General features: G+C 61.7%; 20 protein-coding genes. 13 read left to right on the forward strand and 7 right to left on the reverse strand.

What is annotated here, in order from left to right:
- Positions 1–4 precede the first annotated feature (4 nt).
- From BM413_RS15330 to BM413_RS15340, 3 genes are all read left to right on the forward strand, one after another.
- Positions 5–1,024 carry a dimethylarginine dimethylaminohydrolase family protein gene (locus BM413_RS15330; protein ID WP_091914487.1) on the forward strand — a complete coding sequence of 340 codons (1,020 nt, stop codon included), beginning with the start codon at positions 5–7 and terminating at the stop codon, positions 1,022–1,024.
- Positions 1,025–2,083 carry an ABC transporter ATP-binding protein gene (locus tag BM413_RS15335; RefSeq protein ID WP_091914489.1) on the forward strand — a complete coding sequence of 353 codons (1,059 nt, stop codon included), beginning with the start codon at positions 1,025–1,027 and terminating at the stop codon, positions 2,081–2,083.
- Between the two features lie 80 nt (positions 2,084–2,163).
- A complete protein-coding gene (locus BM413_RS15340) occupies positions 2,164–3,525 on the forward strand; it encodes a M24 family metallopeptidase (protein WP_091914603.1) in 1,362 nt (453 codons plus the stop codon).
- A 51-nt stretch (positions 3,526–3,576) separates the two neighbouring features.
- Here the strand turns inward: BM413_RS15340 and BM413_RS15345 are convergent, their stop codons facing one another.
- From BM413_RS15345 to BM413_RS15360, 4 genes are read right to left on the reverse strand one after another with little or no spacing between them, the layout of a single operon-like run.
- On the reverse strand, positions 3,577–5,151 hold the full coding sequence (locus BM413_RS15345) for an ABC transporter permease (protein ID WP_091914491.1): 1,575 nt from the start codon (positions 5,149–5,151) through the stop codon (positions 3,577–3,579).
- Positions 5,141–5,911, reverse strand: coding sequence for an ABC transporter ATP-binding protein (locus tag BM413_RS15350; protein WP_091914493.1), 771 nt, complete (start codon positions 5,909–5,911; stop codon positions 5,141–5,143). Before BM413_RS15350 ends, BM413_RS15345 begins: the two co-directional genes overlap by 11 nt.
- Positions 5,911–6,882 carry an ABC transporter substrate-binding protein gene (locus tag BM413_RS15355; RefSeq protein WP_091914495.1) on the reverse strand — a complete coding sequence of 324 codons (972 nt, stop codon included), beginning with the start codon at positions 6,880–6,882 and terminating at the stop codon, positions 5,911–5,913. The genes BM413_RS15350 and BM413_RS15355 overlap by 1 nt, the downstream gene beginning before the upstream one ends.
- A 35-nt stretch (positions 6,883–6,917) precedes the next feature.
- Positions 6,918–7,655: a 5-formyltetrahydrofolate cyclo-ligase gene (locus BM413_RS15360; protein WP_091914497.1), complete on the reverse strand. Its 738-nt coding sequence runs from the start codon at positions 7,653–7,655 to the stop codon at positions 6,918–6,920.
- 101 nt (positions 7,656–7,756) lie between these two features.
- Here BM413_RS15360 and BM413_RS15365 point away from each other — a divergent pair, with 101 nt between their 5' ends.
- Positions 7,757–8,605, forward strand: coding sequence for a MurR/RpiR family transcriptional regulator (locus BM413_RS15365; RefSeq protein ID WP_091914499.1), 849 nt, complete (start codon positions 7,757–7,759; stop codon positions 8,603–8,605).
- 20 nt (positions 8,606–8,625) lie between these two features.
- On the opposite strand, the gene BM413_RS15370 is transcribed toward BM413_RS15365, so the two are convergent.
- Positions 8,626–8,847: a cysteine rich repeat-containing protein gene (locus BM413_RS15370; RefSeq protein WP_091914501.1), complete on the reverse strand. Its 222-nt coding sequence runs from the start codon at positions 8,845–8,847 to the stop codon at positions 8,626–8,628.
- Positions 8,848–8,938: 91 nt separating this feature from the next.
- Here BM413_RS15370 and BM413_RS15375 point away from each other — a divergent pair, with 91 nt between their 5' ends.
- The gene (locus BM413_RS15375; RefSeq protein WP_091914503.1) at positions 8,939–10,105 is read left to right on the forward strand and encodes an efflux RND transporter periplasmic adaptor subunit; all 1,167 of its coding nucleotides are present in this window, start codon (positions 8,939–8,941) and stop codon (positions 10,103–10,105) included.
- Positions 10,102–13,248, forward strand: a complete 3,147-nt coding sequence (locus BM413_RS15380) for an efflux RND transporter permease subunit (RefSeq protein WP_091914505.1) — start codon at positions 10,102–10,104, stop codon at positions 13,246–13,248. The genes BM413_RS15375 and BM413_RS15380 overlap by 4 nt, the downstream gene beginning before the upstream one ends.
- 3 nt (positions 13,249–13,251) lie before the next feature.
- Here the strand turns inward: BM413_RS15380 and BM413_RS15385 are convergent, their stop codons facing one another.
- Positions 13,252–14,724, reverse strand: coding sequence for a sensor histidine kinase (locus BM413_RS15385; RefSeq protein ID WP_091914507.1), 1,473 nt, complete (start codon positions 14,722–14,724; stop codon positions 13,252–13,254).
- A complete protein-coding gene (locus BM413_RS15390; protein ID WP_091914509.1) occupies positions 14,702–15,439 on the reverse strand; it encodes a response regulator transcription factor in 738 nt (245 codons plus the stop codon). The genes BM413_RS15385 and BM413_RS15390 overlap by 23 nt, the downstream gene beginning before the upstream one ends.
- Positions 15,440–15,642: 203 nt before the next feature.
- Here BM413_RS15390 and BM413_RS15395 point away from each other — a divergent pair, with 203 nt between their 5' ends.
- The 7 genes from BM413_RS15395 to BM413_RS15425 all read left to right on the forward strand — a co-directional run bounded on the left by BM413_RS15395 (position 15,643) and on the right by BM413_RS15425 (position 24,819).
- On the forward strand, positions 15,643–16,887 hold the full coding sequence (locus BM413_RS15395; protein ID WP_091914511.1) for an ABC transporter substrate-binding protein: 1,245 nt from the start codon (positions 15,643–15,645) through the stop codon (positions 16,885–16,887).
- A 70-nt stretch (positions 16,888–16,957) separates the two neighbouring features.
- Positions 16,958–17,830: a carbohydrate ABC transporter permease gene (locus BM413_RS15400; RefSeq protein ID WP_091914513.1), complete on the forward strand. Its 873-nt coding sequence runs from the start codon at positions 16,958–16,960 to the stop codon at positions 17,828–17,830.
- Positions 17,831–17,915: 85 nt separating this feature from the next.
- Positions 17,916–18,731, forward strand: coding sequence for a carbohydrate ABC transporter permease (locus BM413_RS15405; RefSeq protein WP_244537887.1), 816 nt, complete (start codon positions 17,916–17,918; stop codon positions 18,729–18,731).
- A 5-nt stretch (positions 18,732–18,736) separates the two neighbouring features.
- Positions 18,737–19,834 (forward strand): ABC transporter ATP-binding protein, encoded by a 1,098-nt coding sequence (ugpC, locus tag BM413_RS15410; protein ID WP_091914517.1) that lies wholly within the window; start codon positions 18,737–18,739, stop codon positions 19,832–19,834.
- A 184-nt stretch (positions 19,835–20,018) separates the two neighbouring features.
- Complete coding sequence (locus tag BM413_RS15415) at positions 20,019–21,356, forward strand: neutral/alkaline non-lysosomal ceramidase N-terminal domain-containing protein (RefSeq protein ID WP_091914519.1); 1,338 nt, start codon at positions 20,019–20,021, stop codon at positions 21,354–21,356.
- 70 nt (positions 21,357–21,426) lie between these two features.
- Positions 21,427–23,064, forward strand: coding sequence for a carboxylesterase/lipase family protein (locus BM413_RS15420; protein WP_091914521.1), 1,638 nt, complete (start codon positions 21,427–21,429; stop codon positions 23,062–23,064).
- Positions 23,065–23,187: 123 nt separating this feature from the next.
- A complete protein-coding gene (locus BM413_RS15425) occupies positions 23,188–24,819 on the forward strand; it encodes a carboxylesterase/lipase family protein (protein WP_244537882.1) in 1,632 nt (543 codons plus the stop codon).
- Positions 24,820–26,359: the final 1,540 nt, after the last annotated feature.

Below are 26,359 nucleotides of genomic sequence, written 5' to 3' on the forward strand. Positions count from 1 at the left end.
AGACATGACTGCCCATAGCGCCGCAATGAGCGAGCACGAATACCGCGAGGCCAAGTTCTTCCAGACTTTTGGCTCCGTCCCAACGCCTGCTTTCCACGACCCGGAAGAACAGACCCGCGTCTGGGGCCGGCCTTGGGGTTGCACCAGTGATGTCGGCAAGCTGCGCGCCGTGCTGATGCACCGGCCGGGCGAGGAGATCAACGTCGTCGACAAGAACAAGCCGATGCCCGAGATCGGCGGCTTCGGCGATCCCGAGAAGGGCTGGTACTTCATGGGCAAGACCCCGCCGGATCTCGCCGCCATGCAGGCCGCTCACGATGCCTTCACCAAGCTTCTGCGGTCCGAGGGCGTCGACGTCATCCTGACCGAGAAGGCCGCGCCGGGCGCCCTCAAATCGACCTTTTGCCGCGACAGCGTCATCGGCGTGAAGGGCGGCGCGATCGTCACCCGTCTTGCTCGCCGCGCGCGCCGTGGCGAGGAGTTGATGGTCACCCAGGCACTGGCCAAGGCCGGCTGCCCGATCCTTGGCACGCTGCATGGCGAGGCGGTGTTCGAGGGCGGCGGCTTTGCGCTGATCGACGACAAGACGGCCGTCTGCTCGGTGTCCGTCGCCTGCAATCCCGAAGGCGTCCGCCAGGTCGAGATGATCCTCAACAGCCTCGGCGTCGAGCTGATCAAGGTGCCGATGCCCGGATACCGTATCCACATCGACGGCAGCTTCATGATGATCGACCGCGAGACCGCGATCATCAATATCAACGAGCTGCCCTATGTCTTCATCGACTATCTGAACAAGCGCGGCATGAAGCTGATCGAGCTGCCTCCGGAAGACAACGCATTCTCGCTCAACTGCCTGGCCATCGCGCCCGGCCGGGTGGTCATGCATGCCACCCGTACGCCGCGCCTGGCCGACCGTCTCGACGCTGCCGGCATCGAGATCTTGACGCTGGACTATGAATGCATCGAACTGAACGGTGGCGGCATCCACTGCTCGACAGGTCCACTTGCCCGGGATCCGATCTGAATGTCCTTTCTCGACGTCCGAAACCTCCGCAAGAGCTACGGTTCCGCTGTCGCGCTAGACGGCATCGATCTGTCGATCGAGGCGGGGGAGTTCGTCACCTTGCTCGGCCCCTCGGGGTCGGGCAAGACGACGCTTCTGATGTCGGTCGCCGGCTTCACCAAGCCTGACGAAGGCGCCATCCTGCTGGATGGCGCCGACATCACGCGCGTCGATCCGGAGGACAGGAATTTCGGACTGGTCTTTCAGGGCTATGCGCTGTTTCCCCACCTCAACGTGGCGGACAACATCGCCTTCCCCTTGCGGGTCCGCAAATGGGACAAGGCCAGGATCGCCGCCAGGGTCGAGGAGGTTCTGAATCTCGTCGGCCTCGACAAGCTGGCGGCGCGCAGGCCGCGTGAACTGTCGGGCGGCCAGCAGCAGCGCGTGGCGATCGGCCGCGCGCTGGCCTTCGGGCCGAAGATACTGCTGCTCGACGAACCGCTGTCGGCGCTCGACCGCACGCTGCGCGACACCATGCAGCGCGAACTCAAGCGATTGCATCAGGAAACCGGCGTGACCTTCGTCTATGTTACCCATGACCAAGAGGAAGCCTACGCCATGTCGGACCGCATAGCGGTCTTCCACAATGGCGGAATAGTCCAGGTAGGCACCCCGCGCGACATCTACCGCGCGCCTGCCTCGCGCTTCGTCGCAGGCTTCCTCGGCGGCAATAACATCGTTTCGGCGCGTGTAGCCGACGGCGGGATCGAGCTGTTCGGGGCAAAGGCGCCGATGCCCGGCGGCTATGATGAAACGCGGCATGGGCTATCGGCGCTGACGGTCTGGATGCGGCCGGAAGACATCGCCATGGGCGAGCCGCCGCCCGGCGCCATCGCCTTTCCCGTCACCGTCGCCGATGTTTCCTTCGTCGGCTCTTCCGAGCGCGTGACCGTATCCACCCCGGACGGCCAGGAACTGCTGGTCCTGGCATCCTCGGCGGCGGCCCGCGATATCACCGCCGGTGGCAAGGTCACCTGCAGCGTGCTGCCCTCGAGCATCGGCTTTCTTGCTGAGGAATAGGACGGCATACATCGCCGGCGCATCCAATCGACTGTCGGCTTCGGCCGAAATACACACTCCCTGACAGATTGAGAGACATGATGAATATCAGCCTTCGCACCATCGATATCCCCGACTTCGGACTTCCCGTCGAGCGCCCCGCCATTCCGGCAGCGACCTATGAGGCACGTTGCGCCAAGGCGCTCGATCGCGCCGGAACGGACTGGCTCGCCGTCTATGCCGACCGCGAGCATGCCGCCAACATCGCCTTCCTGACGGGCTTCGAGCCGCGTTTCGAGGAGGCGGTCCTGCTGCTCGGCAGGTCGGGCCAACGCATCATCGTCACCGGCAACGAGAATCTCGGCTACACACCGATCGCCGGACTACCGGGCGTCGTCACCCTGCTGGCGCAGTCGCTCAGCCTGATGGCGCAGGACCGAACGCAAAAGCCGGACCTCGTGGCCGTGCTGCGCGAGGCCGGCATCACCTCAGGTGACAGTGTCGGCCTGGTGGGCTGGAAGTATCTCGAGAAGGAAGAGTGGTCCGCGGGGCGTCCGACCTTCCTCGTGCCGGCCTTTATCGTCGATGCGATCGCTTCGATCGTGTCCGCGTCGTCCATCGTCGATGCGACGCCGGTACTCATGCACCAGACAGACGGGTTGCGCGCCGTCGTCGATGCCGATCAGATCGCCGAGGCCGAATGGGGTGCGGCCCGGTCTTCAGTGGCCGTGTGGCGTATCCTCAGCGGCTTCACGCTCGGCGATACCGAACTGATGGCGGCCTCGCGCATGGGTTATGCCGGTGAGCCGATGAACTGCCATCCGATGTTGGCGACCAACGACGCGTCCGGCCAGGTGATCGGTCTGCGCAGCCCTACGGCTCGCGTGCCCAAGCGTGGTGATGGCGCTACCACGGCGGTCGGCTACTGGGGCGGGTTGACGGCTCGCGGCGGCCTGATCGCCGAGCATGACGACACTTTTCTGGACGAGGCCAAGGCCTATTTCCGCGGGCTGATCGCCTGGTACGAGACGGCTGGCATTGGCGCCGAGGGTGGTGCGATCCACGAGGCAGTGGTTTCGACCCTGGCGCGCGGCAAGCTGCGCCCAGCCCTCAATCCCGGCCATCTGGTAGGCCTCGACGAATGGATGAACTCGCCGATCCGTCCTGGCTCGGCCGAGCGCATCGTTTCCGGCATGCCGTTCCAGGTCGACATCATACCGGTGCCGATGCCTAATGGATGGACGCTCAATTGCGAGGATGCGGTGACCTTCGCCGATGCCGGCCTGCGCGCTGAGATCGCGGAGCGTCACCCGGCGCTGTCGCAGCGGTTTGAGGCGCGCCGCCGGTTTGTCGCCGAGCGGATCGGCATCACGGTGAAGGAGGATATCCTGCTGCTATCGGCAATCCCACTCTGCCTGCCGCCTTTCTGGCTTGCCAGCGGTAAGCTTCTGGGCTGCGATTGAGGCGGAGATATCAGACTGTCGGATAAGATATAGCGTCCCGGCCGCCTTCGCTTATTCGACCGTCGTCATTCCCTGTCGCCTCAGCACCGTGCGCTCGATGGCCGCAACTGCCTGGTAGAAAGCGACCGACAGCAACACCGAGACCAAGGCAACCGCCCAGACCATTCCATAGTCGAGGTAGCCGCGCGACTGGTTGATGAGGTTGCCCAGCCCGGTGCCGGTCGCCAGCCATTCTGCGATCATGACGCCCAGCAGCGCCCGTGGCGCGGTGAGCCGCGCGGCCGCGAAAAGATAAGGCAACGAGGCGGGAATGGAGACCCAGCGCAATTGCGCGAGCCGCGACGCACCGTAAGCGCGTGGCAGATCAAGGGCGGCCTGGGGAACCTGCAACAGCCCCTGCGCCATGGTGACGAAAGCGGGGAAGAATGTAACCGAGACGGTAACCCACAGGATGAGCGAGACGCCACGGCCGAAGATCAGGACCAGGAGTGGCGTCAGCGCCACCAGCGGCATGGACTGGCTGATAAGTGCCACTGGCAGAAAGGCGCGCACGAGACCGGGATAGATTTGGGCCGAGAGCGCGAGAAGGAAGGCGAAAGCGAGGCCCGCGGCCATGCCTGCAATGGTCATTGGCAAGGTTTGCCAGACCGCGCTCCACAGCTTGGCCTGGGCGACGGATGCGCCGGGGGAGACAAACAGATAGTCGAAGAGGCCGAGAGGCGTCTTGGCGATCATGCCCGGCACGCCAAGCAGGATCAGCAAAGCCCACCAAAGGGCGAAGGGCACGAGCAGCGATGCCAGCGCGATGGCAAGCTTGCGAGGCGCGGATTCGCCAGCGGCGCGGCGCGATCCCACGCCTGGCGAAATGGTGACGGATTCAGATGCGTTGGTGAGGCGCCGGCCGATCACGGCGAATATCCAGTAGGCTAGGCCTGCGATGGCAGTCGCCATCAGGCCGATGCCCCACAGGCGGTCCGGTTCGCCGCGGCCGATCGAGCCGAGCAGATAGACGCCGAGACCGAAGCGGCCGCCGCCACCGAACTCGGCGAGGATCGCGCCGAGCACCGCATTGGGCGCGGCCACCCGCAGGCCGCTCAGTATGGTCGGCAAGGCGCTTCGCCACTGCACCAGCCGCAGCACTGCCCATTGATTGCCGCCATAGGCGCGAACGACATCGGCGGCACGGTTGTCGGACTGGGTCAGGCCGATCACCGTCGCGGTCATGGTGGTGAAGTAGCAGCCGATCGCGGCCAGAGCGACACGCGGCTCCATTCCCGAAAGCGTCAGCACCAGGATCGGTGATAGGGCGATGGGTGGGATGGCGAAGACCGCGATGTTGATGCCCTTGGCGATGCGGCCGGCCGTGGGAAAGATCGCGAACACCGCGCCTGCCGCAATGGCTATGGCATTGCCGATCAGGAATCCGAGAGCCGACGCATGCAATGTCGCCAGGACGTGATCGGGATATTCCGCACGATCGCGCCACATGCGCATCAGAATAGCACTGGGTGCCGGCAAGGCGCCGTCGGCTATCCAATGGAGACGGCCGGCAAGCTCCCAAGCCGCAAGAAGGACGATGAGGTTGCGGATCGCCGGAAACCAGGCGGGAACTCGCCTAGCGGCCATCGAGCGCCTCGGAAATTTCGTCGCTGAGCCGGTGGAACGCGGCCGAGACGAACATGTCGCGGTTGCGCGGCCGTGGCAGGTCGACCTCGATGATCTTGCTGATACGGCCAGGCCTTGCCTGCATCACGACGACGCGGTCGGCCAGAAACACTGCCTCGTCGATGCCATGCGTGACAAGCAGCGTGGTGGCCCGCGTTTCGGCCCAGATGCGCTGCAGTTCGAGGTTCATCTGCCGCCGCAGGATTTGGTCGAGCGCGCCGAACGGTTCGTCGAGGAAAAGCACGCGCGGGCGCGTCACCAGCGCACGGGCGATGGCCACGCGCTGACGCATGCCGCCCGAGAGTTCGGCCGGAAGCGCCTGTTCGAAGCCGTCGAGGCCGACAAGTCCGATCAATTCGGTGATGCGCTGGCTATATTCCTTGAGCGGAAGGCCGAGCACTTCGAGCGGAAGGGATACGTTTTTCTCGACCGTTCGCCACGGCAACAGCGCCGCATCCTGGAAGGCGACGCCGGTTTCGCCATTGCGCGTCGCTTCATGCGGCGACGCGCCCCCGATCTCGACAGTGCCGGATGTCGGCTCGTCGAGCCCGAGCAAGAGCCGCAATATGGTGGACTTTCCGCATCCGGAGCGACCGATCAGCGCGGTGAAGGAGCCCGGCGCGCAGTCGAGCGAGATGTCCTTCAGCGCTTCGAAGGTGCCGCTGCGCGCGGCGAAGATCTTCGAGACGCGATCGATCCTTATTCCGGATGCCGAAGCCATCAGATCTCCGCGAGCAGGGAGGTGTCAAACATTTCGCGCGTGGCCTTGATGCCGATCTCGGCGAAGGCCTTGATGTTGGCCTCGATCGATTCGTCGCTCATCGAGAATATGCCGCCAGCCGCTTCGATCAGTGGCTTCTGCGCCGTGTTGAAGTAGATTTCGTTGTCGATGGTGCGGCCGGTTCCCTTGAAATGGGTTTCAGCGAAAGTCGGCGGATAGGCCTTGGGGTCTTTCAGGTTCTCCTCCCAGCCACGGCGCGAGGCACGCAGCCAGGCCACGAGTTCCTTGCGTTTCGATTTCAAGGTCTCGTCCGTCACGACGACCGTGTCGTTGTAGATGGTGTAGCCGAAATCATAGAGCAGGAAGGAGGTCGCTTCCTTGCCGGACTGCGACACGGTGTAGGGCACGTTGGTGGTGAAATCGAGCGACGCATCGATCTCGCCCTTTATCAGCGGCGTCGGGTCATAGGCATAGGGCACGATGTTGACCGACGCGCGATCAACGCCGGAAATCTTCAGCATCGCTTCTACCGAAATGACATTGACCGGTGGTACCGCCAGCGTCTTGCCGACAAGATCCTTCGGTGTCCTGATCGGATTGGAGACCAGCGAAACGATGCCGAGCGGGTTCTTCTGGTATTGTGTGCCGATGATCTTGAACGGCGCGGCCTGTTCGGAGATCGCCTTGATGGTGGTGTCGGGCGAGGTCAGTGCCAGATCGGCCTTGGCGGCAATGATGGAACTTTCGGGAATGACGTCGGGACCGCCGGGCAGATAGGTCAGGTCGAGACCTTCCTCGGTGTAATATCCCTTGTCGATGGCGGTGAAGTAGCCTGCGAACTCGGCATCGTTGATCCAGGCGGCCTGCATGGTCAGAGTGTCGGCGGCGCGGGCCGCGCGGCCCATAACGGGCAGCGTGGCGCCGGCCGCCATCAATGTGAGGAAGCGACGTCTATCCAGGGCGATTTTCATCTGAAATTCCTTCGGTTGCGGTGAGAGGAGGGAGGTCAGGCCAGCCCGCGCATGCGCTGCAATTCGAGCAAGGGTGGCGTCTGGTCGATCTGTTCTTTGGTCAAAAGCGGCCATTTCACGCCACGGGGGCGGCGTCCGCGGCGCTCGACGGTGAGCAGCCTCGTCGGTGTGGCGATGGAGTCGACCAGTATGTCGGTTTCGCTGGGATGAAGCCTGTCTTCGACGACTTGTACGTCATGGACGCTGGCGATGACGGGCGTGTTGTCGTCGGCAAGGCCAAGGTCGGTGAACATGCCCCATTCGAGGTCAAAATAGCCATGGCCCTTGCCGAACCGCACGCCATCGATCGACACGGCCGACGCGCCGGTCACCATGAAGTCGAAACGGCCCATGCGGGTGATCTCTTCCAGCGTGATCGGGCGACCGAAATGCTCCATGCCATCCAGCCAGGCGGCATAGAGTTCCGCCCCTTTCGGCACGCTGCCGGGCTCGACATAGAGGAAGCCGCGAAAAATACCGTAGGTAGACATGACGAAGGGCATGCCGCGCTCCAGCATCGCGCGGCGAAGATCGACAAGGCAATTATCGGGTGTGATGAAGGCGAATTTTGATGCCTTGAACTGGGGCAGCTCCAGGATTTTCGCCGTCGCGGCTTCCGAATTCTCAAAGTCCGGTATGACTTCGGCGAAGTTGAGGTGAAAACGCGTATCCGGCCTTGCTACCTGTCTGAGCTTTGACCAGATTCGCTCGCGAACAATCTTGGAAGTCGACATTTCATCCTGCCTGTTTCATCGTTTCACAATAATGAAACAGCGGTTTCATAAGCGCAAGACGTGTGTTAAAAGTTTTTTCGACCGGAGGATCGAACTCGTACATGGCATCACGTCTCGTATTACGCATCCAGGAACACTATGCGCGGCTGACCGCCGGCGAACAGAAACTGGCGCAGCTTCTACTCAACCGGGAAGACGACATCCTCACGCATTCGGCGACCGAGATTGCTGAAATGGCCGGGGTGTCGAAGGCGACGGCCGCACGGTTCTTCCAGCATCTTGGCTATGCCGACTTCAACGAGGTCAGGCTGCAAGCGCGCGACGAGCGCAACCGCACCGAGCCTTACGGCTATTCGGTCGGCGGATCCGAGCAGATCGCGCTCGGCAAGACCGTCGGCACGCATCTGGAACTGGAACTTAAGAACCTCACCAAGACCTTCGAGGAATTGCGCTCCGACCGCGTAAGAGAAGCCGCCGAGCATATCCACGAGGCGCCGCGGCTCTGGGTTCTCGGGCTAGGCATGGAGGAGGGGCTGGCACGCTATGCAAGGCTGATGTTCGCCCGGCTGCGCCACAGCGTCATGATTCTCGGGGTCAATCAGGGATCATGGGCGGAAGACCTCGCCATGACCGGGCCTCGGGATGCACTGCTTTTGATCACGCTGCCGCCGGCGCCGAAGCTGCTTGCCTCGATGCTGAGTTATGCGCAAGCAACCCCGATGAGCGTCGTCACGATCACAGACCGCATTTATGCCGCGCAGGCTCAGCGTTATTCGAAGGTCGTGTTGCCTTGCCATGTCTCCAGCTTTGGTCTCGGACCCTCGCATACGACGATCGTCAGCGCGATCCGGCTCCTGGCCTTGACCTATGCCGCGCATGCTGGCCGCTCGGCCACACAGCGCACCGACATCATCGCCGGCATCCATGAGGAGCTGGGCGATCTGGAATGAAGGTCTCCGCAGAGGAAGCCCTATTTGGGCATATGCGCCTTGACCACTGTTTGGCACTGCGGCGTCAGGTCGTTCAGATGCTCGGCTAGGCACTCGATGATGCGGCCGCCGCCGGGCTGCACGCTTGGGCAAAATTTCTCGAAATCGGCCTGGCAGGCAGTGCGCTCGGCTGCCGTTTGCGCCAGCGCGGCATGCGGCAATGACAGGGCTGCAAGGAAGAACAAGCTTAGCATCTTTCGCATGATAGACTCCCCTGAATATAAGTAGTAATAAACGGCTAACTTCCACAATAACACAATTCAAACTATAGTTGGAAGTATTTGGAGGGGTCGAATGCTTTTGGCGTCGGGTAAAGCCCGGCATGCCGCGGGGTTGCTCGCCGTTGCGGTCCTGCTGGCTGCATGCCGTGAGGAAAATGCCTATGTGCCGCCACCGCCACCCAAGGTGGAGGTCGCACTGCCGCTGAAACAGACCGTCACGCCATATCTCTACGCCACCGGCAACACTGCGGCGATCAATACGACAACGCTGGTGGCGCGTGTGTCGGGCTTTGTCCAGGAGATCGACTACAAGGACGGGGACGAGGTCAAGTCAGGCAGCCGCCTGTTCCTGATCGAGCCTCAGCCCTACCAATTGGCCCTCGAACAGGCCCAGGCCGGGCAAGGTTCGGCAGATGCTTCAGCCAAGCAATCCGGCGCGGAGCTCAAACGGCAGCAGGAGTTGCTCGCCCAAAAGGTGATTTCGGCGTCTACCCTCGACGAGGCATCCGCCGCCGCCGCCGTCGACGTCGCTAAGCAGCAGCAGTCAGCCGTAGACGTCAAGCAAGCCCAGCTCAATCTCAGCTACACCGAGGTGAAAGCGCCGTTCGACGGCATCGTCACCGCTCGCCAGGTGTCGATCGGCCAGCTTGTCGGCGCAGGCAGCACGACGACGCTCGCGACAATCGTTCAGCTCGATCCGATCTATGTAGACTTTACCATCGGCGAGCAGGATGTATTGCGCATCCGCGCCGGCATGGCAAAGCGCGGAATGTCCGCGCAGGATCTCAAGAAAGTGCCGGTAGAAATCGGCTTGCAGGACGAGACGGACTATCCTCACAAGGGAACGCTGGATTACGCCGCGCCCGAGTTGACGGCATCCACGGGCACGCTTGCCGTGCGCGCGGTGCTACCCAATCAGGGCCGCCCCATCCTGCCGGGCTATTTCGTCCGCGTAAGGGTGCCGCTCGGCGAAGAGCCCGACATGCTGCTCGTTCCGGATCGGGCGATCGGCAGCGACCAGGGTGGCCGCTATGTGCTGGTGGCCGGGAAGGACGATGTCGTCGAGCAGCACACGGTCGGGATCGGCCAGCTCGTGGGAAATCTCCGCGTGGTTACCTCCGGCGTCACGGCGGATGACCGCGTCGTCGTCTCCGGCCTGCTGACGGCTATTCCCGGGCAGAAGATCGAACCGCAGACGAAGGCGCTCGAGGCAGCCGCGACGGATGGCCCAGTCCAATGATCTCCAAGTTCTTCATCGAGCGGCCCGTCCTGGCAAACGTCATTGCCATCCTCACGCTCGTCGTCGGCATCGTCTCGCTCTTTGCCTTGCCGGTCGCGCAATATCCGAACGTGGTGCCGCCGACCGTTTCGGTGACCACCCGCTATCCGGGCGCGAGCGCCCGCACCGGCATCGACACGGTGGCGCTGCCGATCGAGCAGCAGGTCAACGGCGTCGAAGGCATGATCTACATGCAGTCCTTTGCCGCCTCGGATGGCAGCTACAATCTTACAGTCACCTTCGCCATCGGCACGGATCTCGATCAGGCGCAGGTGCTGGTGCAGAACCGCGTGTCTGCCGCCCTGGCCAGTCTGCCACAGGCCGTGCAGGTGCAGGGCGTTGTCGTGCAGAAGAAATCGACCGCGATCCTCGAGATCGTGACGCTCACTTCGCCGGAAGGCAAATATGACAGCCTCTTTCTCAGCAACTACGCAACCATCCGTCTGAAGGACGAGCTTGCCCGGTTGCCCGGCGTTGGCAACATCAATGTGTTTGGCGCCGGGCAGTATTCCATGCGCGTCTGGCTCGATCCCGAGAAGATGAGGGCGCGCGGCCTGACCGCCCAGGACGTGATCCAGGCGCTGGGACAGCAAAGTGAGCAGGTCACCGCGGGCCAGGTTGGTGCGCCGCCCGCGCCCGACAACCAGTCCTTCCAATACACGATCGAAGTGCAGAGCCGGCTCGACGATCCCGATCAGTTCGGTGCTGTGGTCGTCAAGACCGGCACTGCCGGCGACCTGACACGCGTGCGCGACGTCGGCCGCGTCGAGCTCGGCGCCCAGACCTACGGCCAGTTCTTCACGGTCGATGACCAGCCGGCGGCGGGCATGGCCATTTTCCTGTCGCCGGGCGCCAATGCGCTTGACGTTGCCGGAAGGGTCGAGGCCAGGATGAAGGAACTGGCGGGCGAGTTTCCGCAGGGCATGGTGTATTCGATCCCCTTCAACACCACGATCTTCGTCAGCCAGGCGATTCACGAGGTCTACAAGACGCTGATCGAAGCGGCCGTGCTGGTGCTCATCGTCATCCTCGTTTTCCTGCAGGATTGGCGGGCGATGCTGGTGCCGGCAACGACCGTGCCGGTGACGATCATCGGCGCGTTCGCGGCGATGGCAGCGCTCGGCTTTTCCGTCAATCTTTCGACGCTCTTCGCCATCGTGCTCGCAATAGGCATCGTCGTCGACGATGCCATCGTCGTGGTCGAGGGTGCCAGCCACAATTTGGAGCGCGGCATGTCGAGCCATGACGCGGCGATTGCGGCCATGAAAACGCTATTCGGGCCGATCATCGGCATCACGCTCGTTTTGATGGCGGTGTTCCTGCCGGCGTCATTCCTGCAAGGGCTCACAGGCGAAATCTACGCGCAGTTCGCGCTGGTGATTGCGGCCACCGCGCTGATAAGCGCCATCAATGCGGCGACGCTGAAGCCGACCCAGTGCGCACTCTGGCTCAGGCCTCCAGTGCCACCGGACCAGCGCAACTTCTCTTATCGTGGCTTCAACGCCATCTACCAGCGCATTGAGAATGGCTACGCCCGATTGATCGGCGCCATGGTGCGGCACAGCGCCATGATGGGCGTGATCGCGCTCCTCATCATCGGCGCGGCCGGCTATGGCATGTCGCGGGTCGCAACGGGCTTCATTCCGATCGAAGACCAGGGCTATCTGCTCGCCTCCGTGCAGTTGCCCGATGGCGCAGCACTGGGGCGTACGCAGGAGACGTTGAAGCAGATTTCGAAGATCGCCAAGGCGACCCCCGGCGTCGACCAGGTCGTGACGATCGCCGGCATCTCGGCTCTCGACAACAACTCCTCGCTTGCCAATGCCGGCGTTGCCTACATCATCCTCAAGGACTGGAGCCTGCGCGGCAAGGGCGAGGATCTTGCCTCGCTCTACGCCACGCTCAACGCAAGCCTTTCCGACATGGCGGACGGGCGTGTTCTGGTGCTGCCGCCGCCGCCGATCCAGGGCATCGGCAACGCCGCCGGTTTCACCATGCAGGTCGAGCTTCGCGACGGCAGCTTCGACCTTGCCAAGCTGCAGGGTTCAGCCAATGCCATGGTAAAGACGGCGGAAACGCAGTCGGGTATCCAGCGCGTATCGGCCACCTTCCGCGCCAACGTTCCGCAATACACCGTCAATATTGACCGCGAGAAAGTGCAGAATCTCGGGCTGACCACGGACGCGGTCTTCCAGACGCTCGCCGGCTATCTCGGCTCCAGCTATGTCAGCCAGTTCAACAAATTCGGACGCGTGTTCCAGATCTACGTGCAGGGCGATTCACAGTTCCGCCGGTCGCCCGAGGATATCGGCAGCCTGACGGTGCGCAACCAGAACGGCGACATGATCCCACTCGGGACCTTGCTGACTGTCACGCCGAGCATCGGCCCCTCACTCATCAGTCTCTACAATCTTTACCCGTCAGCATCGATCATAGGCGTGCAGGCGTCGGATTTCTCGTCGGGCCAGGCGATAAAGCTGATGGAGGAGATTGCGGCTGACACTTTGCCGAGCGGCACCGGCTTCGAGTGGACCGCGCTGTCTTTCCAGGAGAAACTCGTCACAGACCAGATCTATCTGGTGTTCGCTCTGGCGCTTCTGCTCGTCTATCTCGTTCTTGCAGGCCAGTATGAGAGCTGGTTCGCGCCGATCGCAGTCCTGCTCGCCGCGCCATTGTCACTGATAGGTCCGGTTCTGGTCCTCAATGGCATCGGCATAGCCAATAATCTCTATGTCCAGATCGGCTTGATCCTGCTCATTGCCTTGTCGGCCAAGAATGCGATCCTGATTGTCGAAGTCGCTCGTGACTTGCGCGCGGCCGGAACACCCATCGTGGAAGCGGCAATCGAGGCGGCGCGCAACCGCTTCCGGCCCATCCTGATGACGTCCTTCGCCTTCATCCTCGGCGTCGCACCTCTGGTGGTGGCGACGGGCGCTGGCGCCAGCGCCCGCAGGTCGATCGGCATCACGGTCTTTTCCGGCATGATAGCCTCGACCTGCCTTGCCATTCTCTTCGTGCCCTCGCTGTTCGTGATCCTTCAGCGCTTCGAGGAATGGCGCGCGCGCAGGAATAAACGGGAGGTCAGCAGCGTGACGCCAAGCTGAGAGTCATCCGCGCTGGATGGTCAGCTTCACGCGCAACCCCTTGTCGCCCTGCTCAAACTGCAAACCCCCGCCATGCTGCTCGGCGATAGTCGAGGCAATGGTCAGGCCCAGCCCGAAGCCTTCCGTCATGACGCTGTTTCGGCCGCGCTGGAATGGAGCCACGAGCTTTTCGATATCCCCAAGGCAAACCCGGCCGCCCTCGTCCTCGACCTCGATCGTGGCCATGGCTGATGTTGCATTAAGCCGGACTGTCGCACGACGTCCGTATTTCAGGGCATTCTCGACAAGGTTGACGATAGCCCTCTGCAGGGACATCGGCCGGGCGATGACCAGGAGACGACGTTCGTCGGGGAGCGTTCTGTGGCCCTTGCTCGACATGAACACCGATGCCGCCGTTTCGATAACCTCGGGCTGATGCGTTTCCAACTCAACAGGACGGTCAAGATCCTGATAGTCGGCGACCAGCGCCTCGATGAGTGCGGTCAGAGATAGCCGGCGTGGTTCCTCATCGCTCAACTCGGACCGTGTGAAGGCCAACACGCTCTCGATCATACCGATCATCTGGTCAATGTCCGCATCGAGCCGCCGCCGCAGCTCGCCGTCAACGATCAAGGCGGCGCGCAACCGCAGACGCGTGGCAGGGGCACCCAAGTCGTGACTGACGCCGGAAAGCACCTCGGCCCGCTTGAACAGATGCGCACGTTCCTTTTCCATGTACGAATTGACCGCACTTACGATTTCTCGCAATTCCGCCGGACCATGCTCGACATAGCTGTCCGGGCCACCGACCCGGCGGCGGCTTCGCAATGCTTCAGCGAAAGAGCGAAACTTCTGCGACGTATCTGCGACACTGGTGAGGATGGCAGCGAGGCTAAGCACCGCGATGAAGGCGGCAACCAACCGGAAGTCACGCGGCGCAGCGGCGCAACTCCAGACCGCGCCTCCCTGGAGGCGGAACCAGTTTCCTTGGGCGTTTTTCGCGAGCACAAGGGAGTCGCTGCAGTAAGTGGCAAGGAGTTTGGTGATGACAGCCAGCTTTTCAGCTGGAGGCAGATTTTCGCGTACCTCCAGATCGGCCACCGGATAGCGTATTTCAGGCGAAATGATAGCCAGTGACATAATTCGCCTGGAAACATCGACAGGCACCGGCTCGCGAATGGTAACGACCGTCACCAGCGAAGGCTGAGGTACACCGCTGACGCTGGCGAAGTTTCCCTTGTCCGCTATGGCCGCATCGGCAGGTCCCAGCGCCTTGATGGTGATGCCGTCAACACTGGATTGGCCATCCTGCAATGCTGCAAAGAGGCGAAAGCCCGTGGCGAAAGCGCCAGCAAGGTGGCGTTTCCACGCCCCATGCGACTCGTACCATAGAACACCGGCCAAAAGGCCTGATGCAAAGGCCGCTACGGTCCACAGCATTACCGTGGTCCGCAAGGTAGGAGACAGCCGCACCTCAGCTGTCCATGCGCTCGACATCGACGCCGAAGATATAGCCGACACCGCGCTCGGTCCGCAGCAACTGGGGATGCTTCGGATTGCTTTCGATCTTTGAGCGCAGCCGCCCGACCAGCACGTCGATCGCCCGGCCTTGTGCCTCGGAATTGATATTGCCGTCGCCTGTTACGTCGAGCGCTGCGGCGATCTCGTCGCGGGTGAGGGGAACATGCGCATTTGCCAGAAGCACCTTCAACAGGCGGGTCTCACGGCGCGACAGCATTATCTGATAGCCGGCCGGCGAGTAGATTTCATCGCGTTTGCTGTCATAGAGCCAGCCGGCAAAGCGCCACGTTCCTGTCGCGCGGCGGTATGCCAATGAGGGACTGCGACGGGTCCGGCGCAGAACCGCTCGCACGCGGGCCAGCAGCAAGTCCGGATTGAAGGGCTTGGGCACATAGTCGTCTGCGCCGACGGCATAGCCGGCCATGAGATGCTGGTCGGCCGACAGCGCCGAAACCAGGATGATAGGCAGTTCCTGTTCGCTGCGCAGCCGCTCGCAAATTCCCACGCCGTTCTCCTGCCCCAGCATCACGTCGAGCAGAATCAAGTCGATGCGACCCTTGTCGAGTTCTGAACGGATGTCTGATTCGGAGGCCGCAGCCAGCGCGATGAAGCCATGCTTCTGCAGAAACACCACCATCATGTCGCGCATATCGACATCGTCGTCGACAACCAAAAGCCTTGGGATCGCCATTGGCCGTTCCTCCACAACCGATGCCACGTCTCGCCTTTTCCATACACCAGAGGATCGGCGGTTTGTAACGCCTTGTAACAGGCGAGGGGAGAATTTGGGGGACAAAACGGACGATCTACCCTGCTCGTTGTAGCCCTCGGACACTGCCGTTCTATGGTAGGCGGCCGCGCCTTTCGATGCGGCAGATATTGGGAGGCAAGTCTATGAAACACCTCACCGCGTCGGCGGTCCTGGTCGCGGCTGTGTTGACGGGCGGCTCCGTCGCAGCAGAGCCTCAGGCCGAAGTCCTGCACTGGTGGACGTCGGGCGGTGAAGCGAAGTCGGTTGCCTTGCTCCAGGAGGAATTTGCGGGCCGTGGCGGCACCTGGATCGACATGCCCGTTGCCGGTGGCGGCGGCGACGCAGCGATGACCGCGCTGAGGGCGCGGGTCCTGGCTCGGAATCCGCCGACGGCCGTGCAACTGAAGGGCCCGGCAATCCAGGAATGGTACGAGGAGGGTGCGCTCGCCGACATCTCGGGCGTCGCTGAGGAGCAGCATTGGGCCGATGTCCTGCCGGAATCGATCGCCGCGCATATGAAGTGTGACGGCCACTGGTGCGCAGCTCCGGTCAATGTGCACCGGGTAGACTTTATCTGGGCCAATGCCGCTATCCTGGAGCAGAACGGCATCAAAATGCCGACGACCTGGGAGGAATTCAATGCGGCGGCCGAGAAGCTGAAGGCCGCCGGCGTTACCCCCTTGGCTCACGGCGGCCAGGCTTGGCAGGACGCCACCGTGTTCGAGACGGTGGTGCTGGGGATAGGTGGATCGGCCTTCTACCGGAAGGCGCTGGTCGATCTGGACCCTGAAACGCTGACCTCGGACACGATGAAAGCCGTGTTCGATGAAATGAGAATCTTGCGCGGTTTTGTCGACAGCAATTTTTCAGGACGCGACTGGAACCTTGCCACCGCGATGGTGATGAACGGCGAAGCTGCCTTCCAGATCATGGGTGATTGGGCCAAGGGCGAGTTCCTTGCTGCCGGCAAGAAACCGGGCAAGGATTTCCTGTGCGCGCCTACGCCCGGTCAGGGGTTTCTCTACAACGTCGACAGTTTTGCAATATTCAATGTCGAGGGCGAGGACAAGAAGCAGGGACAGAACCTTCTGGCAGAGCTGATCGTCGGCCCGTCCTTCCAGGAAACGTTCAACCTGAACAAGGGATCGATCCCGGTTCGAACCGACGTTAGCCTCGACAAGTTCGACATGTGCGCACATCTCTCGGCCGGGGATATGGCTGCTGCCGCGAAAAGCGGCTCCCTGCTTCCCTCCTATGCCCACGGCATGGCCTTGCGTGGCGCTCAGGCTGGGGCGATCACAGATGTTGTCACGGCTCATTTCAATTCGGACATGACATCGGAAGACGCGGTGAAGATGCTGGCCGAAGCGATCGCCAACTCTATGTAGCGACGACTTGCACTCAGCTCGGCAAGCCCATGCGGTGCCGAGCGGGTTTTGTTTTTGAGTGAGACTTTTCATGGCCGACTGGCTCGAACGGCACGTGCCGAAGATCATTGTCGCACCGACCTTTGCAGCGGTTCTGGTGTTCGTTTACGGCTTCATAGGCTGGACGGCCTGGGTGTCGCTTACGCGGTCGCGGTTGCTGCCGAACTACGAATTCGATGGGTTCATCCAATATGAAAGGCTGTTCGAGGCCGCGCGTTGGTACACGGCAATGAACAACCTCTACATCTTCGGTGCGCTGTTCATTGTGCTGTCAATGATCATCGGCTTGGGATTGGCGATCTTGCTGGACCAGCGCATACGCGCCGAGGGCGTGCTGCGAACCATCTATCTCTACCCGATGGCGCTGTCGATGATCGTCACCGGCATCGCCTGGAAGTGGATACTGAACCCAGGCCTCGGTTTGGAGTCGATGGTGAAGGGGTGGGGCTTCGAAAGCTTCTCTTTCAACTGGCTCGTCGACCCGAAGATGGCCATATTCACCGTTGTCCTGGCCGCAGTCTGGCAGGCCTCGGGTTTCGTAATGGCGCTGTTTCTGGCAGGTCTCCGTTCGGTGGATGAGGAGATCATCAAGGCGGCGCAGGTCGACGGCATTCCGACCTGGCGTATCTACACCGCCATCATCATCCCTTCGATGACGCCAATCTTTCTGTCGGCCTTCATCGTGCTGGTCCACCTGGCGATCAAGAGCTTCGACCTGATCATCGCGTTGACCGGGGGCGGCCCGGGCTATGCCACCGATATGCCTGCTACCTATATGTACACGATGGCCTTCTCGCGCGGCAACCTCGGCCAGGCAGCATCGTCCGCTGTGGTCATGATGATGGTCGTCTTCGCGATCATCGTGCCATACCTCTATTCAGAGCTCAGGGCCAAATATGACTGAGCAGGTCCTCGCTTTCACCTTGCCGGCGGTCCGCAGCCGACAGGCCCGGATTGGCCGCGTTGCGCTTCGCTGGGGTCTCCATGCGATGCTTGTGCTGTTTGCGCTGTATTACCTCATGCCGCTTTTTGCCATGGTCACCACTTCGCTCAAGAGCCTCGAGGAAATTCGAACGGGCAGTCTCATTTCGCTGCCACGGCAGATTACCTTTGACGCGTGGAGGACCGCCTGGTCGAGTGCCTGCACAGGCATTCAGTGCGAGGGACTGCGGCCGTTCTTCTGGAACTCGTTGCTGATGACGGTACCAGCCGTGATCATTTCAACCGTGATAGGGGCGATCAACGGCTATGTCTTCGCACATTGGCGCTTCCACGGCGCCAACCTGTTCTTCGCACTCATGCTGCTGGGCTGCTTCATTCCGTTCCAGGTCGTAATCCTGCCGATGGCGCGGATGCTGGGCCTGATGGGACTGGCTGGCACTCTCCCAGGGTTGATCCTTGTGCATGTGATCTACGGCGTCGCCTTCACAACGCTGTTTTTCCGGAACTACTATATTACCGTCCCGCGCGAGTTGGTTCGTGCCGCCAAGATCGATGGCGCCGGTTTCTTCCGTATCTTCTGGTCGATCTTTCTACCCTTGTCGCTGCCGATCATCGTTGTCACCATCATCTGGCAGTTCACCCAGATCTGGAACGACTTCCTGTTCGGCATATCGTTCAGCCAATCGGGTTCGCAGCCGGTTACTGTTGCTCTGAACAACATCGTCAATTCGACGACCGGGGTTAAGGAATATAACGTCGACATGGCCGCGGCGATCATCGCGGCTCTTCCAACGCTTCTCGTCTACATCGTCGCCGGCAAGTATTTCATACGCGGTCTGACCGCGGGTTCCGTCAAGGGGTAACAGTCATGGCGCCGATCCTCGAAATCCGCCGCGCATACAAAAACTTCGGTTCCGCCGAAATCCTCAAGGACATCAATATCGCGGTCCAGCCGGGAGAATTTCTCGTACTCGTCGGTCCTTCAGGTTGCGGCAAATCCACCCTGCTGAACTGCATCGCGGGCCTGGAGAACACGACCTCGGGTGCGATCTTTATCGGCGGTCAGGACATGAAGGGTGTGAGCCCGCGGGACCGGAACATTGCAATGGTGTTCCAGTCCTATGCCCTTTATCCAACGATGTCGGTGGCCAAGAACATCACCTTCGGCATGCGGGTGCGCGGCGTCGACCAGGCAACGAAGGAGCGCAAATTGCGCGAGGTGGCAGGGCAGTTGCAAATCGAGCAACTACTCGACCGGCGGCCGGCGCAGCTGTCGGGAGGCCAGCGGCAGCGAGTGGCGATGGGACGGGCGCTTGTACGCGACCCGGCCCTCTTTCTCTTCGATGAGCCGCTGTCGAACCTCGATGCCAAACTCCGCGTCGAGATGCGGTCCGAGATCAAGAAGCTTCATCAGTGGCTCGGGCGCTCGATGGTCTACGTTACCCATGACCAGATCGAGGCGATGACACTCGCTTCGAAAATCGCCGTCATGAAGGGTGGCGTGATACAGCAGGTTGGCACGCCGTCGCAGATCTACAACAGGCCCGCCAACATTTTCGTGGCGGATTTCATGGGTTCGCCGGCGATGAACTTTATTCCCGCCCGTGTGTACCGCGACGGCGCCTGCGCCAAGGTCGAGATCGCGCGGCCGGGGCACGCGCCTTTGGTGTTGAACCATCCTGCCGCCAGAGATTTGCCGGACGACGTTATCGTCGGATTGCGCCCTGAGGACATTACCGAAGCGGGCTTCCGGCCGGGCAGCGAAGTGCAGACTGTCGAGTGCATGATAGATACCGTGGAGCCGGCAGGGGCAGACACCTATGTGATCTCGCATCTGGGTGGCCGGCAGCTAACTGCGCGACTGCATTCTGATACGAAGGCTCGACCGGGAAATACGCTGCCGCTGGCCTTCGATCTCAACAAGATTTCCTACTTCCGGCCCGAGTCCGGCGAAAGGCTGAATTGACCCTCTGGCTCGTCGCAGGCGAGGCGTTCAGAGACCCAACCGGCGAGATTGTAACGTAACGTAACGTGCCGGTCGAAAATCAGCACCACTCTCTCCCAAGGCGAGACACTCGCCGTTGAAAGACGAGGAAAGTTCCCCACAATGACAAGGTGGGTCGCATGCTATCGGCCCATGGGAGGACATGATGGCATACATAAAGGCGAGCCTTCTCGCCCTGCATATTTTTGTTGCCGCGTCGCTGTCGGCGGGCGCGGCGTTTGCACAGGACGCTGGACAAGCCGGTTTGAAGGCCGGCGCCGGGATGGTCGATATCACCCCGGCCGTCGAAGACCTGCCCAAGCCGCTGACCTCGATCCACGATCATATCTTCGCGCGAGCGTTGATCGTGGAAAGCGGCGGCCAGCGGGCGGTTATCGCCGTGGCCGAGGTTCCGGCCATTGCTGCGGATATCTATGGCGCTCTCGTTCAACAGATATCGGACCAGTTCCACGTTCCCGTGACGCAGGTGATGCTGGGGACGACGCACACACACAACTCATTGCGCGTAGCGCCGCCCGGGAATTCGCCGATACCGACTTCCGAGACCTTTACGGCGGCAGTGAAGGCGGGCGTTATCGAAGCGATCCGCAAGGCTGAGGCCGATCTCCAGCCTGCGCGCTCCGGCTACGACAGCGGTAGCGTCAGCCTGGTTCTGGGCCGCGACGAATGGTCGAAGAAGCAGCACCGGTACATCGACGGCATCGACCGTACCGGACTTGAGGCAGTCGACCAGACGCTCGGTGTGCACAAGTTCGAAAGTCTCGATGGCAGGCCGATTGCCGTGGTGCTGAACTACGGCATCGAGCCCGTGGTCTACGAGCCTGCAAAGACCGAGATCAGCGGTGACGTGCCCGGCGTGACCTCGCGTTACATCGAGGACGCCCTGGGTGGCAAGGCAGTGGCTCTGTTCACGGTCGGCTCGCCGGCGACGCCTGCCTACCGCGTCTGGTTCGACGAGGATCCGAGCCGTACCGCCAAGACCGCCGAGAGGATCATGGATGCGATGGGCGTTATCCTCGGCGAGGAGGCGCTGGCCCGCATGTCGCGCATCGAGAGTTCGGATGCGGCACTTCCGATCTTTGCCGTCAGTGACAGCCTGACCTGCCCCGGCAAGCAGACGACCCCGCGAAACCTTCGAACCATGTGCGCATACACCGAGGGTTCGGAGCTCCCGGCCTGTGATTTCGTCGATGCGCCATTCAACGATGTGACCCTGACGATGGGCGTGCTGAGACTGGGCGACGTCGCCTATGTAACGGCGGACGGAAATGTCGTGCCGCGGCTGTGGGACAAGTTGCGGCTGACGTCGCCCCTTAAGAACACGCTCTTTGTCGGCACCAATTTTGGCCCGTTCCGCTTCGTCGTGGATGATGCCGCCTATGCGCTGAGAACGTATCCCGCCACCGACACCCGCGCGGCGGTGGGATGTGCCGAACAGGGTTTCCTGTCCGGCGCCCTGGGATTGATCGAACAATCCCGCTGAGACTGCGCCGGCCGTCTGCGGCGGTCGGCATCCCCAAAACGAAACTGTGACCCAGGAGGAGAATTTCACGATGGCTGTACTGAGAAACCTGCCCTATGCGGCGCTGGTCGCCTTGACGTTCGGCAGCGCACTGCCCGCCGCCACGCTAGCACAGGACGCACCTTTCGTTGCCACAGCCAATAAGGGTGCGGTTACCGTTGCCCAAGGCGATTTGCTGGGTTTTGTCGACAACGGAATATACACTTACCGCGGTGTTCCTTATGCAAAGGCTGCGCGCTTCATGGCGCCGGAAGCTCCCGATAAGTGGGAGGGACTTCGCCTCGCCATGAACTATGGCGAGATCTGCCCCTATCCGACAATGACTGCCGTCGCCAATGACGAGCAATTCAACCCCCATCGCTACTTGCCGGAAAACGAGGCCTGCCAGTTTCTGAACATCTGGACGCCAGGGGTCAAAGACGGCGCGAAACGGCCGGTCATGGTGTGGCTGCACGGGGGTGGTTTCACCAATGGCTCATCGATCGAGGGCACCAGCTACGAAGGCGCCAATCTCGCGCGCTCCGGCGACGTTGTCGTCGTGTCGCTGAACCACCGGCTGAACATCCTGGGTACGCTCGACCTGTCGGCCTATGGCGAGCGTTATTCCAAGTCGGCCAATACGGGCATGCGCGACATCGTGGCGGCGCTGGAATGGGTCCAGGCCAATATCGCTCAATTCGGCGGTGATCCCGAAAACGTCACCGTCTTTGGCCAATCCGGCGGTGGCGGCAAAGTGCGCTTTCTCATGGGGACGCCTTCGGCCGTCGATCTGTTCGACAAGTCGGTGGTTCAGTCCGGCGCCTCCGGTGTGGTCGCGATGCCCCAGGATCTGGCCCGCGCAATTTCCGAGCGGACTGTGGCCAATCTGGGCCTGACGGCCGAAACCATCGAGCAGATCGAGACGGTTCCTTACGACCAGCTTCTCGCGGCCGGCGATAAAGCACTCAAGCAGGTCGAAGAAGCGGGGCTTGCCAAAGGTGTTGGTTGGCGCCCGGTGATCGACGGCGGCTTCATGCCCGAGGATCCGGTCACGGTCGGCTGGGCCAAGTTCTCCGCCGACAAGCCGCTGCTGATCGGTAACGTGCTGCATGAGAACGGAACGATCATTGGCAACAAGCCTGATCTCCTGTTCGCCGACAACATGAACGCCTGGACGCCCGAGCACACCACCGAGAAGCTCGCCGAGCGCTTCGGTGACAAAGCCGAGGCGATGACCGCGGCCTGGAAGGAGGCCTATCCCGGGCGCCAGCTCTCTGAGCTCTATTTCTGGGATTCGACGCGGCGTCAGGGCGTGGTCGATATGGCCGAACTGAAGGCCGGCAATAGCAAGGCGCCGGTTTATTCCTACGTCTTCGCCTGGAACTCGCCGGTGCTCGACGGTATCGGCGGCGCCTGGCACGTGTCGGAGGTTCCGCATGTGTTCAACAACATCGACCTTGTCCCGCAGGTGACGGGCGGCGGAGCGGATGCCAAGGCGATGGCTCGTGCCGTGAGTCAGGCCTGGGTGCACTTCGCCCGGGACGGCAATCCGAACCATCCCGGTCTGCCGCATTGGCCCGCGTTCACGGGAGAGGGCGGTGCGACGATGATCTTCGACAATTACAGCACCGTACGGGATCACCACGACGACAAATTGCTGGAGATCGTCTCCGGTCGAACAGGCGGCTGAGTTGCCTGATGCCGAAAGACTGTCAAACGAAGTGACCCATCCAGGGATGGGATAAGCGAGGATTGCAGTATGTTAACAGGAACAATCAACGGATCGGTACGCCGATCCGTGGTGAGAGCGTTGATGGCGGGGAGCATGATGCTGGCCGGCCTGATGCCCTGTGCGATTGCCGCACCCGTCGATGTCGTTGAAATTGCTGGCGGCAAGGTGAAGGGCGTTGAAACCGACGTTCCAGACGTTCAGCTGTTCAAGGGCCTTCCGTTTGCAGGCCCGGCCGGTGGCGAAAACCGCTTCCGGCCACCGCAGCCCGTCGAACCCTGGGAGGGCGTGAGGATCGCCGATAGCTGGGGCGATCAGTCGATGCAGGACGTGAAGCTGAATCCCGTCGGGGCATTCTGGGGCGACGAGTTCTACTACGACAACGACTTCATGCCGAAGGCCAGCGAGAATGGTCTGAACCTGAACGTCTTCACGCCAGCAAAGGATGCCGGCGACAAGTTGCCCGTCTACGTCTGGATTCACGGTGGCGGCAATGATCATGGTTACGCTTCGGAGATCGAGTTCTGGGCTTCGAAGCTCGCCGCCAAGGGCATCATCGTGGTGCCGGTGCAGTATCGCCTAGGCGCCTTTGGTTTCCTGTCGTCGGCAGAACTGAGCGCCGAGAGTCCGGAAGGTACTTCAGGCAACCTGGCCCTTCTTGATCTCGTGACTGCACTGGAATGGGTGCGCGACAACATCGAGGGCTTTGGTGGCGATCCTTCGAATGTGACGATAGGCGGCCAATCCGCCGGCTCGCGCAATGTCGGCATGCTGTTGCGCATCCCGAAGGCGCGGGGGCTGTTCCATCGCGCGGTGATGCAAAGCGCCTCCGGCGGGTTGCTCGACACTGATTTCCCCATGCGCATGGCTAAAGAGGCAGAAAATGCTGCATCGCTGGAGAAACTCTTCGGCAAACCGATGAGCTTGGCGGACCTTCGGGCAATCCCGGCAGAGGACTTCGTGACCAAGAGACTGGGCCTCGATGATCAGCTGATGCACTATGCGCTGAAAGCAGCCGTCGGGCAGTTCATCATCGATGATACGCTCATCACGCAGGACTCGGCGAAACTGCTCCGCCCGGGAGCGCTTGACGGCATCGATCTCATGATTGGCGCCAATGCCGACGAGCGCACCTCGACGCAAGGCGACCCCGAAGGGACGATGAACCCGGAGGACTTCGCCAAGTTTCTTGAAAAGACCTACGGAGAGGAGGGAACGCAGGCCTATCAGGCATCCGATCCCACGCACGCCTACCGTCTGCGGCTGCGCGCCGATGCTGACAATCTGCTGCAAACCGCGCTGGTCTCTGCGGAACATGCCAAGGCGAACAGCAAGGATCTTAACGCCTTCGTCTATTACTTCGACAACCCGCCACCCGGACGTAACGCCGAGTTCTACGGTTCTTTCCATTCGGCCGACCTTTGGTATTTCATGAATTCGATGCGTGACCAGCCTGGCCAGCGCCCCTGGACCGACGTCGATCATCGAATGGCCGATACCATGTCGACCTATCTAGCGAATTTCGTGAAATCCGGTGACCCCAACGGTGAAGGTCTTCCGAAATGGCCGCAGCCGGAATCCGGACCGGCGTTTGTCCGCTTCGCAGATGGCTATGCCTATCCAGTCGAAGGAACGCCTCACCCTTCGCGTGATGCAGTGAACCGCAAGGCCGTGCTTGCCAAGTACGGGCTGAGCGAACTGCACCCGCGCCAGTAGCTCGGGCCACCCTGCTAGTTCTCTGGTGGCCAAATGGAACCGCCGTCGCATATGCGTCGGCGGTTCTTTTCCGCTGCTGTTGCTCACGGCTGCGGTACGTCAATTACCGAATGGAGTCATGAATGAACTTTTCCAGGACCGGCCTCGCTCTTGCTGCGATGCTCGCTGTTTTTTCCTTTGCCACGCCGAGTTCGGCGCAAAACGCGCCCGTTGGCGCGTCCGACGTCAAAGTGACCTATATCCGGTTCGGACCGGTCTCCGAAGGCTTCCTGCTGGAGCCGGCGGAGCCTGGCCCGAATTCGCGGGTGGCGATGGTGTTTTCTCATACCAATCGCGACAACTATGGTGAGCGGCCTGGCTGGTTCATGGCACAGCGCGGCTACCGCGTTATGCTGGTGAACTATCGCGGCGACCGCGACGTCGGTGACCCTGCGCCGGAGAACTACCTCCCGAGCATTTCTATGGGCATTTCCCACCTGCGCAGCCTTCCCGGCATCGAGAAGGTCATTCTTCTGGCCCACAGCGGCGGCAGCCATCTCGGTGCGCTTTACCAGAACGTTGCCGAAAATGGCCCCGTCGCCTGCCAGGGACCTGAGAAGGTCTATCCCTGCACTGGCAAGGATCTCGAGAAGCTTGCGCCGGCCGATGGCGTGGTGCTGCTGGACCCGACGCTGGGCGCCGCGCACCAGATGACGGCAATGGACCCGGCGGTGCTTGAAGAGGGCCGCGACCCGGCGCTTGATATGTTCACCGAGGCCAATGGTTTCGTGGCCGGTGGCAAGGCGAACTATTCGCCGGAATTCGCGGCGAAGTTCTATGCTGGCCAGGCCACGCGCAATGCCCAGGTGATTGATGGAGCACTGGAACGGCTAAAGCAAATAGAGGCCGGCAAAGGCGCCTTCAAGAACGATGAACCATTCGTGGTCCGCGGTATAGGCGTCCGGGCCTTGGGCGCGCGGCCCTATCAGACGGACCCGACTTTCCTCGCTCACACCAAGGTGCCGCATTTGCTGCTTCATGCAGACGGGCGAGAGGAAACCGTCATTGTGCCCTCGGTGCGCGAGCCCCTGACAACGCATCCGCGCGATCTCGAGGTGCTGGGATCGATGAATTATGACACCACAGTGCGCAATTTCCTTGCCAATGCGGCGATCCGCACGACCGCAGGCTACGCGGTTACGCCCGACGATATCGTCGGTGTCGATTGGGCCTCGGCCTACAGTTCCACGCCAGGAAATGCAGCAGGGATCACGGTGCCGACATTGGTGTTGACGATGAGCTGCCACTACCTCGTTGTGCCAGGCGAGATCATCTTCGACCGGCTGGCCGCGACCGACAAGGCCTATGCCTCCGTGGAAGGTGCTACCCACGGCTTTGATGCCTGCCGGCCCGAATATGGCGACACCGCCAAGCGAACCTTTGATTTTGTTGACCGCTGGGTGGGTGAGAAGGGCCGCTTCTTGCGCGCGGCGGACCCACGAAAAAGAGAAGGCCCTCTGCCGAAAGACAGAGGGCCCTTTTCTTATGTACTCCGGCCAAG

Origin of the sequence: Mesorhizobium sp. YR577, from assembly GCF_900116595.1 — a bacterium.
GTDB lineage: Bacteria > Pseudomonadota > Alphaproteobacteria > Rhizobiales > Rhizobiaceae > Mesorhizobium_M.